The organism is Amycolatopsis sp. cg13 (genome assembly GCF_041346965.1).
GTDB lineage: Bacteria > Actinomycetota > Actinomycetes > Mycobacteriales > Pseudonocardiaceae > Amycolatopsis.
On record NZ_CP166848.1, the window covers coordinates 4,996,874 to 5,013,087 of the forward strand.

Consider the following 16,214-nt stretch of genomic DNA (forward strand, 5'->3'; position numbering starts at 1 on the left):
TGTGGGTAATGTGCGGGCCGAGCGCTGACGCGCCGCAACGCACAACGACATATGAAGATACCCCTGTGGTCCCGCCTGTTGTGCAGCGGGGGTGCGAAGACGCCTCGTCGGCCGGTCACAGCGTACCCGACCGGTTCCCGGAACCACCACGCCGCCGCGCGCGTCCGCTCGAGGTGAGACGATTCGCTCGCGCATCCGCGCGAGCACGAGCGAGCACCTGGGGACAGCAGTTGAAGACACGAGCGAGGACGACCGCCGCCGTACGGACGACCGCGGCCGTCGCCGCCGTGCTGGCGCTCGCGACCGCGTGCGGGCAGGCCCGCGCCGGCACCGCGCTGCCCGACGGCGACCAGGCCGCCGCGTACGTCGGCGCGAAGTTCGAGAAGGCCATGTCGAAGCTCGCGGACACGATCGTCGAGCCGCGCAATGTGACCAACTCCGCGGACCGGTACTTCAAGTTCGACGACAAGTACCTGCACAACATCGTCACCTCAGCGCGCACCGGCAGCCCGGAGAGCCGCATCGTGCACAACCGGTCGCAGAAGAACCCCAACGAGTTCCTCGACTCGTTCACCCCGGCCGACGGCACCGTCGAGTACCTCTACCTCGGCCCGGCCTACAAATCGCTGGCGCCGACGCCGTGGGTGTCGATGCCGAAGCCGGAGGCCGGGCTCGTGCAGCCGTGCGCGTGGGGCGGGGTGCAGATCGCGTGCAAGATGGGCGACTCGGTCGACAGCTCGTACAAGGCGGACAAGAAAGCGCTGCGCGGCGCGAAGAGTTCCGCGGACGGCACTGAGCAGCTGACCGTGAATGTGCCGTTCTCGATCTTCCTCGACCGGCGCGTCGAACTGCTCCCGGACAAGGTGGTCAACGAGGTCGGCCCGGAGCTGCGCAAGGCCGTCGTGCCGAGCGTGATCACGCTCAAGCCGGACGGTTCGCTCGCCGAGTTCACGATGGCGGCCAAGTTCGAGGGCGACGGGCACAAGGTCGAACTGCGCTACGACTTCAAGTTCACCGGCGAAGCCACCGCCTCGGACCTGCCGACGATTCCGGACGCCTCGCAGGTCACCGTGCTCGCGGACGACGCGGCCAAACAGGACTTCTACCGGCGGCTCGGCGAACTGCAGGGGCGCTGATGCGCACTCTTCCGCCGATCCCCGCGCCCATCGAACCCCGAGGTGAGCACCGATGACCCAGCCTCCCGACCAGCAGCCGCAAGGGCAGCCGCAGTGGTGGCAGCCGGGGACGAACGCGCCGCAGCAGCCGGGGTATCCGTCCGAAGTGGATAGTTCCGGTTGGCAGGGCGGGCAGCCCGCGGGCGGACAGTGGGCGCAACCTCCGGCGCAGCAACCGTTTCCGCCCGCGCAGTATCCGCAGCAGGGTTACCCGGCTCAGCCCTACGGTCAGCAGCAGCCATATGGCGGGCCCGGGCAGCCGCACAGCCAGCCGACGCCGGTACAACCGGGACAGCAGGCATCCGGAAATCCTTACGGCGGCGGGTTCCAGCCGTCCGAGTACGGCGGGCTCGGCGCGTTCTCCACGGCCAAGGCAGGCAAACCGCGATCGAAGAAACCGTTCCTGATCGGCGGTGCGGTCGTGGTGGTGCTGGCCGCCGCGGCCGGGATCTCGTGGGCGACCGGCGTGTTCAGCGGGGACACCCTGGACCAGAAGTCGTTGCAGGACGGCGTTTCCAAGGTGCTCAACGAGAACTACGGCGAGCCGGACGTCAAGAACGTCTCGTGCCCTTCGGGGCAGGCGATCGAGAACGGTGCCACCTTCGATTGCACGGTGCAGGTCGGCGGGCAGCCGAAGAAGGTGACCGTGCGGGTGCTCAACGACAAGCCGGAATATTCGGTCGGCGCTCCGCACTGAGCGGCGCGTTCTCCTCAGCCAAGCCAGGAAAGCCGCGGCCGAACAAGCCGTTCCTGATCAGCGAAACCCCTTGCCAGCACACGAAAACGGCGGGCCGACACCCGAAGGTGTCCGGCCCGCCGTGGTTTCGGGGCTTGGCTCAGAACAGGTTCTGCACCGAGCGGTCCGTCGCCTGGTAGCCGTCCGCGATCTGCGGCAGCACGGCGGCGATCTGCGCCAGAAGCTGGGTGAACTCGTCGAACTTCTGGTCCCACTCGTTCTGGGCCTGGATGTACTGGTCCTTCGCTTCACCGCTCCAGCTGTGGGTCAGCGGGTTGAGGTCGCTCTTCAGGTTGTCGAAGAGGCTCTTCAGCTCGCTGCCGGTGGCGGTGCAGTCCTCCGCCGCGCGGTGGATCGTTCCCGGGTCTACAACAATGCGGCCGTCAGGCATGTCAAGCTCCTGTCAGAAGAATGAATGAAGATGAAGTCGAATCCGAACGGGAAAGTCCCGATCAGCCAAGAACGCCGAAGCCCTTGTTGAGCGAGTTGATGTGCTCGTGCTGCGCCGCCTCGCTCTTGGCGTACATCGAGCCACCTTCCTGGAGCAGGGTGCCGATGCGGTGCAGAGCGTCGTTGAGGCCGCGACCGCAGTCGTCGAAGCGGCGCATGACGTTGTCGAAGGCACGCTGCGCGTCGCCTTCCCAGCCCGCGCGGGTCGCCTCGATGTTGGAACGCAGGTCGCCCAGGTTCTTGTTCATCCGGCCGGTCGCCTCGACGACGCGCCCCTCGGCCTGAGTGAATTCCTTCGGATCCCCGGTGAAACCGCCAGCCATGGGAGCTACCCCCTTCGTTAGTGGTTGTGCGCGCCGGCTGGTGTTTCCGGCACTGCACCTACGACGAAGACATTGCCAGTTCGGTTCACACTTGTCGCGACTTCTTCTCAAGTAGTTGCTTGCGTGAACGCCGGGGCAGGGAACCGCCCGGCAACGGCCGGGTTAACGAGCTCCGGGCACCCCCGAAAAAACCTTGTCCACCAGCGTGGTTAGCACACGCACAGCCGGTTCCCGGAATATTTCAGGAGTCCCGGCTCATGATTCGCGACTGCGAAAAGTCCTCGTCCTCTTCACTCGTCCGTGTCTGTTCGGGCGAAATCTCGGGACGAACGGGAACCGGCTCGGACGCGGCGGGTTCGACGGGCATCGGCAATCCGCGGGCCGCGCGGAACCGGCGGGCGGCCCCGCGCAACGCGGACGGCGCGGGTTCCGCGGCACCGGAAAGCCGTCGCCTGCCGAACTCCTTCAGCAGTTCCCGGTTTTCGCCGCGGCGCCGTTCGCTGCGCGCGAGCGCGGTGCCCGCGACGCGCCGCGAGAAAGTGACTGCGTCCTGGCCTGCTCGGGTGAATGCCGCTGGCGCGGATTCCGGTTCGGAGGCCACGAGTGCTCCTTCAGCTGGTGATCTTCAACGTGCGCACCACCTGCTCGCACGCGGCGTCGACGCGCTGCTGCACCGCCGGCGACTGGTACTGGCAGCCGACGTGCACCCGGATCCGCCCCTGCACGAGCACATACCAGCGGACGGTAATCCGTTCGGGTTTGCTCTCGACATAGCCGATCACGCTCCGGCCACCGTAAGTCAGATCCGAGCGGAACGCAGTGTAGTTCGCGTTTCCGGTCACCCCGGATCGCAACGCATCGACGAGTTTCTGCCGGTCCGCCGTCGCGTCGTAGTCCATGACGAACTCCTGCGCGAGCACGAGATCGTTGCCCCGCTCGGCGTCCTGCGGGTGCAGGATCACCTGCCGGTCCGCGACCTCGTCGGTGGTTTGGACCCAGTCGTTCGGCGCGACGAGGCTGAAGTCGTATTGGGAGAACGAACGGCCTTGCTCGGAGTTGTTCCCGTTGCTGACGAAGTACACGACGCCGCCCGCGATCAAGGCCACGACCGCCACCGCCGCGGTGATCAGCCACAGCTTGCGCCGTTTCTTCGCCTTGCCGCCGGAACTGCTCGACGCCTCCGCGCCAGGAGCACCGGGAGCGCCGAACGCCCCATTCCCGGAACTGTTCTGCCCCAACGCGTTCTTGCCCGGTCCGGTCTGCATTGGACTCGGCGGCGCTACGGCACCGAACGGCACGCTTTGCGGCCCGCTGGCCGGATTGGCAGGTGAAAAGCCGCGCGGCGGCACCGGAGCGTTCCGCGGCGGCGCGTTCAGCGCGTTCGGCACCGGCGGCACGCGACGGGTCGGCGCGTCCCCGCGGACGATCTCGGTGCGATGGTCGGATTGCCCCGGGATCGACGAACCGGGCAGCACCCCGGTGCGGTCCGGTTCCAGCAGCACCGCCCGGAGCGCACCGCGCGCGACGACCGTCTCCGGCTGGTCCAGGCTCGTCGGCACCACTCCGGTGCGCTCGTGCACCAGCCGGGAGATCATCGGGATCCGGCTCGAACCGCCGACGAGGAAGATCGCCGCGAGCTGCTTCGGACGCAGGCCCGAGTCCGCGATCGCGGCACTGGTCAGCTCGACCACCCGGCCGAGCGGAGCCCCGATCAGTCGTTCCAAGTCCACTCGCGTCACGTGCGCGTCCGCGAACGGCGGCGGCAACGGGACATCGGTGTACGTGTGCCGGGACAACGTCTCTTTCGCGCCGCGGACGTCCTGCCGCAGCACCCGGCGCCGTCGGCGCTCGGCCAGCTCGCGACCCTCGACCAGCTGCTGCCACGCCTGCGGATCCGTGCCGGACACGAGCGACCCGACGTGCTCCAGCAGCGCCTGGTCGATGTCGGCCCCGCCGAAACTCGGATCGCCTCGGGTGGCCAGCACCTGGAACCCGCCCCGCTGCGGAGGCGCACCCGGCGCTCGCGCGGCGCGCGCGGCCTCCGGCGACCGCTGGACGACGCTGACGTCGACCGTGCCGCCGCCGAGATCGAGCACTGCCAACGCGTCGCCAGGACGGCCGGAGAACTCGACCGTCCGGCCGCCCGGCGAAGCTTCCGGGGCGAAGGTCGCCGCGTGGTACACCGCCGCGGCCACCGGTTCCGGCACCAGCGCCACCTCGCGCGCCAGCCGTCCCGCGGCTTGGCGCAGCAGCCGGGTGCGGATCGCGCCCCAGTCCGCCGGGTGGGTGAGCACCAGCAGATCCACCTCGGCGTCGCCCGCGACGCGCCGCGCCTCGGCGACTGCCCGGTCCAGCACCGCGTGCACGACGTCGATGACCCGCAGCACCGAATCGCCGAGCAGCAGATCGCCCTCGTCGATCCGCCGCTTCGGATTCGGCTCGTACCGCGACGGGTCGACGGCCGCCTGCCGCTCGGCCTCCTGGCCGACGAACAGGGTGCCGTCGGACGCCGCGTACACCGCCGAGGACATCAGCGGCTGCCCGTCGATCACCACGACCTGCGGTTCGCGGCCGTTGACCGACACCACGACACAGGTGCTCGAGGTCCCGAAGTCGATCGCGACCCGCACCGTCACCGAGCACCCCTTCGGTCAGGCGCGCCGGCTCCTCCCCGGCCGGTCAGTCCGGCTGGATCCACGACACCTGCACGAGCTGCTTCCCGTTCTTGCGGCTCAGCATGTTGCCCCGGCCCGGCGGCATGGCGCTCGGCCGGATGTTGCCGATCAGCACGCCCTCGTCGCGGGAACCGTTCATCACCATGCCGGTGGCCGCCAGCTCCTTGAGCTTGCCGATGACCGGGTCGTACGCCGCCCGCGACGCACCGCCGGTGCGCCGGACCACGATCAAGTGCAGGCCGACGTCCTTCGCCTGGGCGAGGAACTCCGACAATGGCTTGAGCGGGTTCGTGGACTGCGTCGCCACCAGGTCGTAGTCGTCGACGATGACGAACAGCTCCGGACCGGTCCACCAGGACCGGGTCTTCAGCTGTTCCTGGGTGACGTCCGGACCCGGCAGCCGCCGCGTCATCGACCCGTGCACGTCCTGGACCATGCTGTCCAGCTGCGCCGACGACACGGCGTAGCCGAGCAGCGAATCGCCCTCGAGGAACCCGAGCATCGTGCGCCGGTAGTCGACCAGCAGGATCACGGCCTCCTGCGGCGTGTAGCGCTCGGTGATGCCGCGCGCGATCTGCCGCAGCAGGTTCGTCTTGCCGGACTCGCCGTCGGCGAACGCGAAGAAGTGCGGATCCGCGTCGAAGTCCAGGTAGATCGGCTGCAGGTCTTCCTCGTTGACGCCGATCGGGACCAGCTTCGTGTCCCGCTTCTGGTCGATCTGCAGGACCTCTTCGTAGGTGATCATCTCCGGCAGCAGGCGCACCTGCGGAGCCACCCGGCCGCGCCACGCCCCGCGGATCTTCGCGACCGCGTCCGCGACGCCCGCCGCGACCGTCTCCGGATCGCTCGACCCGTCGATCCGCGGCAGGCCGGTGAGCAGGTGCAGCTTGTCGCGGGTGAGCCCGCGGCCCGGCCGACCGGCGGGCACGTTGACCGCGATCCGGCGGTCCATTTCGGACTCCGTCGGGTCACCGAGGCGCAGCTCGAACCGCGTGCCGAGCATGTCCTTGATCGCCGGCCGGAGGTCGGCCCACCGGTTCGCCGAGATGATCACGTGCACGCCGTACGCCAGACCCTGGGTGGCCAGCCGCGTGATCGACGTCTCCAGCTCCTCGAAGTCGTCGCGCAGCGCCCGCCAGTTGTCCACGATCAGGAACGCGTCGCCGAACGGGTCCTGCTCCGGCGTGATCTCGCCGCGGCGCTTCCGGTTGCGGAACTCCGTCATCGAGTCGACGCCCAGCGCCCCGAACCGGCCCTCGCGCTCGGTCAGCAGCGTGGTCAGCTCGGCCACGATCCGGCGGGCCTTGTCCGGCTCGCGCCGGGCCACCGCGACCCCGCCGACGTGCGGAAGGTCCGCGAGGCCGGCGAGGGTACCGCCACCGAGGTCGAGGCAGTAGAACTGCGCTTCCTCGGGGGTGTGGGTGAGCGCCATCGACATGATCAGCGTCCGGAGCATGGTCGACTTGCCCGACTGCGGGCCGCCCGCGATGACGCCGTGGCCCTGCGCACCGGAGAAGTCCGCCCACAGGAAGTCGCGCCGCTGCTCGTACGGCCGGTCGACGATGCCCATCGGCACCTGCAGCCTGCCGTTGCCGAAGAACCCGACCGGGGAAAGGCCGCGGTCGTCGGTGGGGTTGAGGTTCGGCAGCATCGTGTCGAGCGAGTTCGGCTCGTTCAACGGCGGCAGCCACACCTCGTGCGCGGGCGGGCCCTGCCCGATCAAGCGGCTGACGATGACGTCCAGCTCGCTGGGCTCGACCGCCTCTTCGGACTCCTGCTGTTTCGGAGCCTCTTCCTCGACGACCGGTTCCGGCTCGGGTTCCTTCGGCAGCTCGACGAAGTCCGGCACGAACAGCTGCGGCCGCTTGTCGGCGCGCACCACGGTCGCGGCCGGACCGGCCGCCTTGATGCCCGCGGGCCGGTACGGGCCCGAGACGTAGGAAGCCTTGAACCGCACCAGGGTCGAGGTGTCGTACTTCAGGTAACCGCCACCGGGGACCGACGGCAGTTCGAACGCGTCCGGCACGCCGATCGCCGCGCGGGATTCCGCCGCGGAGAACGTCTTGAGGCCGATCCGGTAGGACAGGTGCGAGTCGAGACCGCGCAGCTTGCCCTCTTCCAGCCGCTGCGACGCGAGCAGCATGTGCATCTGCAGCGACCGGCCCAGCCGGCCGATGGCGACGAACAGGTCGATGAAGTCCGGCTTCGCCGCCAGCAGCTCGGAGAACTCGTCACAGACGATGAACAGCGCGGGCAGCGGGTCGAGGTCGGCGCCGTTCTCGCGGGCCTTCTCGTATTCCCAGACGTTCTTGAAGTTGCCGCCGTTCTTCAGCGCTTCCTGGCGGCGGTTCATCTCGCCGGCCAGCGCGTCCTTCATGCGGTCGACCAGCGTGACCTCGTCCGCGAGGTTGGTGATGACCGCGGACACGTGCGGGGCCTTGTCCAGACCCAGGAACGTCGCACCGCCCTTGAAGTCGACGAGGACGAAGTTCAGCGTGCTCGACGAGTGCGTGGCCAGCATGCCCAGCACCAGCGTGCGGAGGAACTCCGACTTACCGGAACCGGTCGCTCCGATGCACAGGCCGTGCGGGCCCATGCCCTCCGCCGCGGCTTCCTTGATGTCCAGCTCCACCGGCTGGCCGTACTCGCCGACGCCGAACGGGACGCGGTAGCGGTCGCGGATCGGCCGGGGCCGCCACGCCTGCTGGACGTCGAACGTCATCGGGTCGCCGGGGATGCCGAGCAGCTCCAGCAGAGAGGGGTTGGACAGCAGCGGCTCTTCGTCGCTGACGTCCTGCCCGCCGCCCCCGCCGACGCGGTACGGCGCGAGAAGCCGGGCCAGCGCCTCGACCTCCACCACCGACAGCGAGTCCGGACGGCCGAACCATTCGACCCCGCCCGCGCTGCGCGCGCCGAGCCGCTCCTCCTCGACCACGAGCCGCAGGCCGCGCCGCGCGGCGAGGTTGCCGACCGAATCGGAAAGGTCGACCAGGGTGACGCCGACCAGGCCCTCCTCGAGGATGATCTGCTCCTCGCGGGTGACCTCGGCGTCGTCGATGATGATCACGACGTGCGGCTGGTCCGGAGCGGGCGTCGCGTTGCGGGAGAACCGCTGCCGGTCGCGCAGCTCCTCGTCCAGCCAGTCTTCGATCTGCTTGAGCGAACCGGCCATCATGCGCAGCTGGCCGATGCCGTCCGACAACGTCGGGTGCTGGGTGTGCGGGAGCCACTTGGCCCACTCCCACTCCTCCTTCGCCCGGCCCGCGGTGGCGACCGCGATCATCACGTCGTCCGGGCTGTGGAAGGCGACCAGCTGAGCCAGCATCGCGCGGGTCAGCGCGCGGGTGCGGTGCCGCTCGCCCTGCATGCTGACCGCCGCGAACCCGCGGAGGGTGATCTGGGTGGGCAGGTCGGGGACGATCGAGTGCGCGCGCACGAACCGGCGCAGCGCGAGGGTGGCAATCGGCTCCAGTTCGTCCACCGGGCCGGTCTGGGGCGGGACCAGCCGGGTGGCGAGGCGGTGCGAGCTGCGGCCGACGCGCAGGTGCAGGAAGTCCTGGTCGTTCTGCCTGCGCTCCCACATCCGGCGGCTCGCCGCGAGCGACCACAGCGACTGCGGGTCCGGGTGCACCCATTCGAGGGCGGCGCGCTGGTCGACCATCGCCTCGCGGGCGCGGTCGCGCATCTGGCCGAGGTACCGCAGATAGTCCTTGCGGTCCTCGTCCATCTCGGCCTTCTTCTGGCCGCCGCCCTTTCCGCCGCCTCCGGCGAGCATGCCGACGGTGCCCATCAGCATCATGCCGCTCATCATGATCGTGGTCGGGTTTTTCGCGCCGCCCGCCGTGAACATGAAAACCATCATCCCGAGCGACGCGAAGATCATCACGCCCGGAATCGCCTTGGCGACAATGCTTCCCGGGATCGTGCGGGGCACTTCGGGCGGCGGCTCGAGATGCACCTCGCCGCCGGGCGGGCGCGGCGCGGCCAGCCGCGGCGACTTCTTGAACTGCAGCGTGCTCATCTCGAAGGACCCCTCTATTCCTGCTCGACGCCTGCACCCGGGTGCGCGGGACAACCTATCGAACGTCGCCCCGGAAATCCGGCCAACTCCAGGATCGGCATCTCGCACCCCCTCCGCGGGCCCCCGGCGGGGCCCGTCCTCCCAGTGCGCCCGAGTGTAAGGACCACCACCGACAGTAAACGGACCAGGCGGGGGAACCGACTGGTCGGACTGGTCTAAACGGGCCGGTACGGGTATTTTCGCCGACGATTTGCGGACACGCGCTGAAACCTGTCACCAGGTTCGGTATAAGTTCCCCCGGGAGCTGTCTTTCAGAGCGGGGGATCTAGTGGCAACGGGCACGACGGTATTCAGCAGGGTCACGGTGGTCGCGCCGACGACACGCATCGACGTCGCGCTTCCGGCCGACGTGGCGGTGGCCGACCTGCTGCCCATGCTTCTGGAGATGGCCAAGGAGGTCACTCCGGACGGCGGGGCCCGGCACGGCGGGTGGGCGCTGGCCAAGCTCGGCGACGCGCCGCTCGACCCGAGCCGGACGCTCGCGTCCCTCGGCGTGGTCGACGGCGAGCTGCTGCAGCTGCGCAAGCGCAACGAGAACCCGCCGCCGCCGATGTACGACGACGTGGTCGACGCCATCGCGGAGTCCGACCCGGACACCTTCCGCCCGTGGACGAAGGAGACCGCGCGCCGCTTCGGCCACGTCGCGGGCGGGCTCGCCCTCTTCTTCTCCGCGCTGGCGCTGTTCTTCAGCGGCTCCCTCTACGGCGGTTCCTCGCTCGGCCCGGCGATCGCCGGCGGCCTCGGCGCGATCGCCTGCGTCGCGGTCGGAGCCACGCTCGCCAAGGCCTACCAGGCCGAGGCCACCGGCGTGCTGATCGCCTCCGCGGGCGGCCTCCCGCTGGCGTTCGTGAGCGGGTTCTACATCGTGCCGGGGCTGTCCGTCCGGGCAAACCTTCTGCTCGGCGCGGTGCTGGTGCTGATCGTCTCGGCGGTCTGCATCCTCGTGGTCGGCGCGGGCATCCGGGTGTTCATCGCCACCGCCACCGCCGGCGTGTTCGGCTCGCTCGCCTTCCTCATCGCGACGCTCGTGACCAGCGCCGGCACCGCGGCGGTCGCGGCTGGCACGGTCGCCGTCGCGCTGGGCTGCATCTCCTTCCTGCCGCGCGCCACCATCTGGCTCGCCAAGCTGCCGCTGCCGTACGTGCCGAGCACCGCCGAAGAGCTGAAGGAAGACACCGGCTTCCCGGACTACAAGGCGATCGAGCAGCGCACCGCGGTCGCGCACGACTACATGACCGGCCTGATGATCGGCTGCGGCGCCACCACGGCGGTCGCGGCGGTCCTCGCGGCCACCGCGCCGAACGTCTTCGGCATCATCCTCGGCGTCGTCGCCACGCTGGTCCTGCTGCTGCGCGCCCGTGCCTACGCCAACGGCGCGCAGGCCATCGCGCTGCTCACCACCGGCATGGTCGCCGCGGCGGGCATCCTGCTCGGCTGGCTGTTCTTCTCCGCCACCGCCGAGCAGCGGCTGCTGTACGTGTTCGGCGCGCTGATCCTGATCGCCGCGGCCGCCCTCGTGGTCGGCGTGGTCTTCCCGGACCAGCGTTTCTCGCCGCCGCTGCGGCGCACGGTGGAGATCATCGAGGCGATCTGCATCGCCGTGGTGCTGCCGCTCGCTCTCGGCGTGATGGACCTCTACTCGACGCTGCGCCACCTCAACCTCAAGTGAGCCGCGCGATGGGCTCCCCTCGTTCCTTCCCCCGCAGGCTCGGCCTCCCGGGCCGCGCCGGGGTGGCGCTGTTCGCGGCCGGGCTCGGGCTGCTGTCCCCGTTCGCCGCCGCTCCGGCGGCGGCGCAGACGGCGAACGCGCCCGCGGGCACCTGGGCCACTCCGCCGCCGCTGGGTCCCGGCGACTCGCCGCCCGCCGACAGCCACGGCCCGGACAAGCCGTACAAGAAGAAGAACGACTGCGTGCAGCGCAGTCTCGGGCAGAACGTCGAGATCAACTTCCGCCCGTGGGGCCAGGACTACCTGCAGCTGTCGAAGGCGCAGGAAATCGTCCGCGCGGCGAAGGGATCGGTCGGGGGCGACCAGAAGGTCGCCGTGATCGACACCGGCGTCACGCCGCATCCGTGGTTCCAGGGCCGGGTGGAAAGCGGCGGGGACTATGTGGCGAAGCCGGACAACGGCGCGGCGGACGGCCTGCAGGACTGCGACGGCCACGGCACCGAGGTCGCCGGGATCATCGCGGGCAACCCGCAGGACCCGAAGGTCGGCTTCATCGGCGTGGCCCCGGACGCGCACATCGTCTCCTACCGGCAGTTGAGCGAGAATTACGCCAAGGACGACAGCCCGCAGCAGCCCTCGGCTCCCCCGTCCGGCGGCACCGGCCAGCCGCCCGCGGGCAGCAGCAACAGCGCGCAGCCCCCGGCTGGCAGCAGCAACAGCCAGCTGCCCCCGTCTTCGGGCGGCGGCACCGGCAGCGGTAGCGGCACGGCGCCCCAGCAGGACAACAAGGGCGACAACCGGCAGCTGGCGAAGGAAGGCACCGCGGGCACGCTCAACACGCTCGCGCAGATCATCCGCGGCATCGCCGACCGCGGCGGGATCGGCGTGATCAACATGTCGGTCGACCACTGCCGCGCGGGCACCGCGCCCGGCGACATCCAGGAAGGCGAGCGCCTCGTCCAGGCCGCGGTGCACTACGCGGCCGAGCGGGACATCGTGGTCGTCGCGGCGGCGGGCAACGTCTCGGAAAACTGCCCGCAGAACGACCAGGCCGACCCGAACAAGCCGAAGTCGGTCGTCACGCCGCCTTGGTTCTCCGACGACGTGCTGTCCGTCGGCGCCATCCAGGAGGACGGCGGCATCGCGCCGTTCAGCGTGCACGGCCCGTGGGTCGGCGTCGCCGCGCCGGGCACCAAGATCGTGTCGCTCGACCCGGCGGAGCACTCGACCGGACTGGCGAACCTGACCATCGCGAACGGCTCCCCGTCGCCGATCCAGGGCACCAGCTTCGCCGCGCCATACGTGGCGGGCGTTGCCGCGTTGGTCCGCTCGATGTACCCGCAAATGAACGCGCGCGACGTGGTCAAGCGGCTCAAGGCGACCGCGCAGCATCCGGCCGCTCCGGGCGGGCGGGACAACTTCGTCGGCTACGGCGTGATCGACCCGGTGGCCGCGCTCACCGCGAACCTGCCCGGCGACACCGGAAACCTCGCGCTGCCGAAGCCGGTGGTGCAGGAGGCCAAGCTGCCGCCTGCCGACGGCATCAGCTCGACCCCGATGATCGTCGCGCTCGCCGGCACCGGCGGCGGGGTGGCGGCGCTGCTGATCACACTGTTCGTGGTGCACACGATCCGGCGGAACAGGTCCCGGTCCGGGCCTCCGCCGACTCGGTAACTCAGGCACGAAAAGGGCCGCTTCCCGCGATCATCGCGAGGAGCGGCCCTTTTGTTTGTCCAAAGTGGAGAGCGGCCCGGTTCCGGACCCGGAAAAGGCCGCTGGCCGGGGTTGTCGCGGCTAGCGGCCTTCCGGGTCACTTTCCGGGTTTCGGCGGCTTCCCGTCCTTCTCCGGCCGTCGCGCGGGCGGGTCCTGGCCGATCACCGGCGGAGTCACCTGTGCGGGCTCGCCGAAGATCTCGGACGTCTTCGCCGCCGTGCGCTGCCTCGGCTTATGCTGCGAGCTTCCGCCGCCACCGCCTCCGCCTCCCATTCCGGCGAAGCCCATCATCGGCATCATCGACGTGCCGGAGCCCTGGTTCGCCGCCGCGGACTGCGGGGCCGGGGCGACCGGCTCGACCGGCGGGATGCCCGCCTGGCCTTGCTCCAGCCGCGGATCGGCGGCGGTTTCCTTGCCGTGGTGGGAAGTCTCCGCGGCGGACGGGCTCACCGAATCGTCCGAAGAGGACGCGGAAGAGGCCACTGTGGACTCTCCGGTCGCCGGACTGGTCGCGGCACCCGCGGGCCCGTCAGCGTCGTGCAGCCGGAACTGCTCCGCCGGATAGTGGTGCCGCAGCTCGATGCTCGACGGGCTCCCCGCCGGAGCGTCCACCCCGGCGCACAACCGGCCGAACTCGCGCAGCACGTCCTCCGCCGCCTCGTGCAAGGACTTCAGCGACTGCTCGGTGTCCCGCATCTGCGAACGCGCCCGCGAAGCGCCGCCGCTGGGCAGCATCGCCGATTCGGACAGCAGGTCGGCGGCGTCGACCAGCACCTCCTCCGCCGCGCCCGCGATCTTGCGCAGCGATTCGGTGAGCTGGTCGAGCGAACCGGCGAGCGCGTCGAGCGCGTCCTCCGCCCCTTCGCTCGCGGCGCGAATTTCGCCAAGGTAGGCGACAAACGCGTCCGCGTCGGGCCCGGTCCACGACGCATCGATCCGGCCCAGATCCTCCGCGAGGTCCTTGGACACCCTGGCCGCGGTGCGGGCCGCGGCGCGCAGGCTCTCGGCCTCCGCGTCCAGTTCCGCCCATCGGCCGGTGAGCGGCTGGTAGTAGGCGGCGACCGGATCGGTGACGCCCAGCTCGCGGGCGAGCTCGGTCACGTACGCCAGAGACGGCTCGGTCACGAGATCCTCCCGGCGCGCTCGATCCGCTCGGCCGCGTCGGCGTCCCGCTCGGCGTGGCCGGTGGTGAGCTGCTCCAGCGCCGCGGTGACCGACCGCAGCGCGGCCACCCCGGCGGTGAGCTGGCCGCGCAACGCTTGCGACGCCTGTGCGTACGACTCCGGCACGCCCAGCCGCGCGGCCGCCTCGCCGTACGCCTCGGCGGTGGTCGCACCCGCGCCCACCGCGCCCGCGGCGGTCTCCAGTTCGTCGGCCGCCCGCGCGACTTTCGCCGCGTAGCCGCCGACGACCGCGCCGTCGATCCGCACGGCGCTTGTTCCCGGACTGCTTCCCGGCGCTGCCACGTTCAACCCTCCGCTCACCCGGCTATGTCCGAGTGTGACGGACGGAACCCGCGCTCAGTTCCCCGCGGGTTGCTGCTGTCCGGCCGCCTGCGGCTTGTACGAGCCCGCGTTCGGGTCGATCGGCACCGAATCGAACTGCTTCATGACGTTCTGCACGTTCAGCGACGCCCCGGTCGGCAGCAGCCCGATGATCGATTCCGGAGCGGGAAGCCGGTTGTTGAGCCCCAGCTCGTCCGCGGTCGCGGCGTCCGGGACGCCGTAGCGGATGCCGCGGTCGGAGATCAGCTGGATCGGGCCCTTGTTGAAGGTCGCGCTGGTCTCGGTGGCCGACTGCACCACCGCGCCGTATCCGGTCGGCATGTAGAAGCCGGTGATCGGCACGCCGTTCGGACCGGTGTTGCTGACGCTGATGATCTTCGAGGTGCCGTCGGCGTTCTTCTCCACCGGGATCTGCTTGTTGATGTAGACCGAGGTGTGGGCCTGGCTGTGGTCAGCGTTGAGCGACCAGCCGAGGCACGCCACCGGCGTCTGGACGGCGTCGAGAACGCTCGGGACGATCTGCGGGTAGGTGTCGACCCGCACGTAGCCGGCGTCGCCCGGCTGCAGCACCTTGACGTTGTTGATCTTGTCGAGGCCCAGCGTCGGCGTGGTGGCCGTGCCGCCGCTCTTCGCCGTGCGGACGATGTCCGCGACCGCGGGCGACACCTTCTGGATGCCGTTCTTCGCGATGAGCCAGAACTCCTGCGCGCCGCCGGTCGGCTGGGTCGAGAAGACGTTGCCGACGGTCAGGCCGTCGAAGCTGCTCGACGGCGTGGAACCCTCGTCGGCCACCGGCGGCGGGATCAGCTTGGTGACCTCGGGGATCGCGTTGAGGAGAGCCTGCGACACCTTGCGCGACTTCGTCGGCAGATGCAGCGCGGACCGGACCGGGTCGTTGGAGCCGGACGGCACCTCGGCGCGCACGGTGTTCGCGTTCGACCGGTAGATGAGGTAGGTCTTGCCGTTCCCGGCGTCGCCGAGCAGCGCCTGGTTCTGCTGCAGTTCGCTGCCCAGCTTGTCGATGCCGGCGATCACGTCGGTGTTGGTCTTGTTGACCGAATCCGGCTGCGGCAGCGACTGGTCGAGCACGACCTCGTCGCAGACCGCCCAATTGGGGGTAATCCGCTGGTCCGCCGACGGCAGCAGCTGCGGCCCGTCCGGAATGCCGGTGAGCTTCTCGCGCGGCATGTTCTTCAACTGTTCATCGGAGACGACAGTCGGGTTCTTCACGTCGGCCGCCTGCTGCTGGCCGCCCTGGCCGCCGCCCGGCTGTCCCTGGCTGCTCTGCTGCTTCTGCGCCATGAGGATCAGCCGCGCCGACGCGAGGTTGAAGGTAGGAATCAGTCGCGACGGGTTTCCCGTGACGACATACACGGTGCCGGACTGCTCGCCGATCACGATGTTGTCCGACTGCGGCACCGCGGGCGCGGGGCTCAACAGGCCCCACAGCACGAAAACGACGGCGCCCAGCACGCCGAGGATGACGCCGACGGCGGTGGCGCGCCCGTGCGAGCGCATCGGGTCGTGCAACATCACCGCATCACGGCGGACCAGCGCGGACTGCATCCTGCGCAGGACGAACTTGTATGCCTGAACCTGAGACTTAGTCGTGGGTGTTGATGGCATTCTCGACCTACAGTCCTCCCCGTCGCGGTACGGTTCCGCAGGATAGCCGTACGGGGACCGTCTGGTGTGGGGTTTCTACCAACTCCGGTTAGGGTCAGGCATCCCGGGACCGGCTTTCCGGGTACGCAGCACTCACGAGGGGAAGAGAACGCGCGGATGTCCGTCAGCACGCCTCCACGTCCGCCTGGTCCGCAGGGACCGCCACCGCCGCCCGGGGGACGTCCCCCGGGTCCGCCGCAGCGGCCCGGCAGAACCGGCGGA

12 protein-coding genes are annotated in these 16,214 nt (G+C 70.0%); 4 read left to right on the forward strand and 8 right to left on the reverse strand.

The annotated features are described in order from the left end of the window. The first annotated feature begins 230 nt into the window (after positions 1-230). Together AB5I40_RS22935 and AB5I40_RS22940 are read left to right on the forward strand one after the other, a co-directional pair. The gene (locus tag AB5I40_RS22935; RefSeq protein WP_370932178.1) at positions 231-1,136 is read left to right on the forward strand and encodes a hypothetical protein; all 906 of its coding nucleotides are present in this window, start codon (positions 231-233) and stop codon (positions 1,134-1,136) included. A gap of 52 nt (positions 1,137-1,188) precedes the next feature. After that, positions 1,189-1,872, forward strand: a complete 684-nt coding sequence (locus tag AB5I40_RS22940; protein ID WP_370932179.1) for a DUF4333 domain-containing protein — start codon at positions 1,189-1,191, stop codon at positions 1,870-1,872. A 139-nt stretch (positions 1,873-2,011) separates the two neighbouring features. Here the strand turns inward: AB5I40_RS22940 and AB5I40_RS22945 are convergent, their stop codons facing one another. The 5 genes from AB5I40_RS22945 to eccCa all read right to left on the reverse strand — a co-directional run bounded on the left by AB5I40_RS22945 (position 2,012) and on the right by eccCa (position 9,380). Further along, complete coding sequence (locus tag AB5I40_RS22945; RefSeq protein WP_116202478.1) at positions 2,012-2,302, reverse strand: WXG100 family type VII secretion target; 291 nt, start codon at positions 2,300-2,302, stop codon at positions 2,012-2,014. 61 nt (positions 2,303-2,363) lie between these two features. Then, positions 2,364-2,684 carry a WXG100 family type VII secretion target gene (locus tag AB5I40_RS22950; RefSeq protein WP_370932180.1) on the reverse strand — a complete coding sequence of 107 codons (321 nt, stop codon included), beginning with the start codon at positions 2,682-2,684 and terminating at the stop codon, positions 2,364-2,366. A gap of 241 nt (positions 2,685-2,925) precedes the next feature. Then, positions 2,926-3,285, reverse strand: coding sequence for a hypothetical protein (locus AB5I40_RS22955; protein ID WP_370932181.1), 360 nt, complete (start codon positions 3,283-3,285; stop codon positions 2,926-2,928). A gap of 10 nt (positions 3,286-3,295) precedes the next feature. Next, complete coding sequence (locus AB5I40_RS22960) at positions 3,296-5,320, reverse strand: type VII secretion-associated protein (RefSeq protein WP_370932182.1); 2,025 nt, start codon at positions 5,318-5,320, stop codon at positions 3,296-3,298. Between the two features lie 43 nt (positions 5,321-5,363). Further along, positions 5,364-9,380 carry a type VII secretion protein EccCa gene (gene eccCa / locus AB5I40_RS22965; protein ID WP_370932183.1) on the reverse strand — a complete coding sequence of 1,339 codons (4,017 nt, stop codon included), beginning with the start codon at positions 9,378-9,380 and terminating at the stop codon, positions 5,364-5,366. Positions 9,381-9,708: 328 nt separating this feature from the next. On the opposite strand from eccCa, the gene eccD reads away from it, so the two are divergent. Both eccD and AB5I40_RS22975 read left to right on the forward strand, forming a co-directional pair. Further along, a complete protein-coding gene (gene eccD, locus AB5I40_RS22970; protein WP_370932184.1) occupies positions 9,709-11,109 on the forward strand; it encodes a type VII secretion integral membrane protein EccD in 1,401 nt (466 codons plus the stop codon). Between the two features lie 8 nt (positions 11,110-11,117). Then, positions 11,118-12,782 carry a S8 family serine peptidase gene (locus AB5I40_RS22975; protein WP_370932185.1) on the forward strand — a complete coding sequence of 555 codons (1,665 nt, stop codon included), beginning with the start codon at positions 11,118-11,120 and terminating at the stop codon, positions 12,780-12,782. A 136-nt stretch (positions 12,783-12,918) separates the two neighbouring features. Here AB5I40_RS22975 and AB5I40_RS22980 read toward each other — a convergent pair whose 3' ends face one another. The 3 genes from AB5I40_RS22980 to eccB form a co-directional block, all read right to left on the reverse strand. Further along, a complete protein-coding gene (locus AB5I40_RS22980; protein ID WP_370932186.1) occupies positions 12,919-13,947 on the reverse strand; it encodes a WXG100 family type VII secretion target in 1,029 nt (342 codons plus the stop codon). After that, positions 13,944-14,252 carry a hypothetical protein gene (locus AB5I40_RS22985; RefSeq protein WP_370932187.1) on the reverse strand — a complete coding sequence of 103 codons (309 nt, stop codon included), beginning with the start codon at positions 14,250-14,252 and terminating at the stop codon, positions 13,944-13,946. The genes AB5I40_RS22980 and AB5I40_RS22985 overlap by 4 nt, the downstream gene beginning before the upstream one ends. Positions 14,253-14,342: 90 nt before the next feature. Next, the gene (gene eccB / locus AB5I40_RS22990) at positions 14,343-15,893 is read right to left on the reverse strand and encodes a type VII secretion protein EccB (protein ID WP_370932188.1); all 1,551 of its coding nucleotides are present in this window, start codon (positions 15,891-15,893) and stop codon (positions 14,343-14,345) included. Positions 15,894-16,214 lie beyond the last annotated feature (321 nt).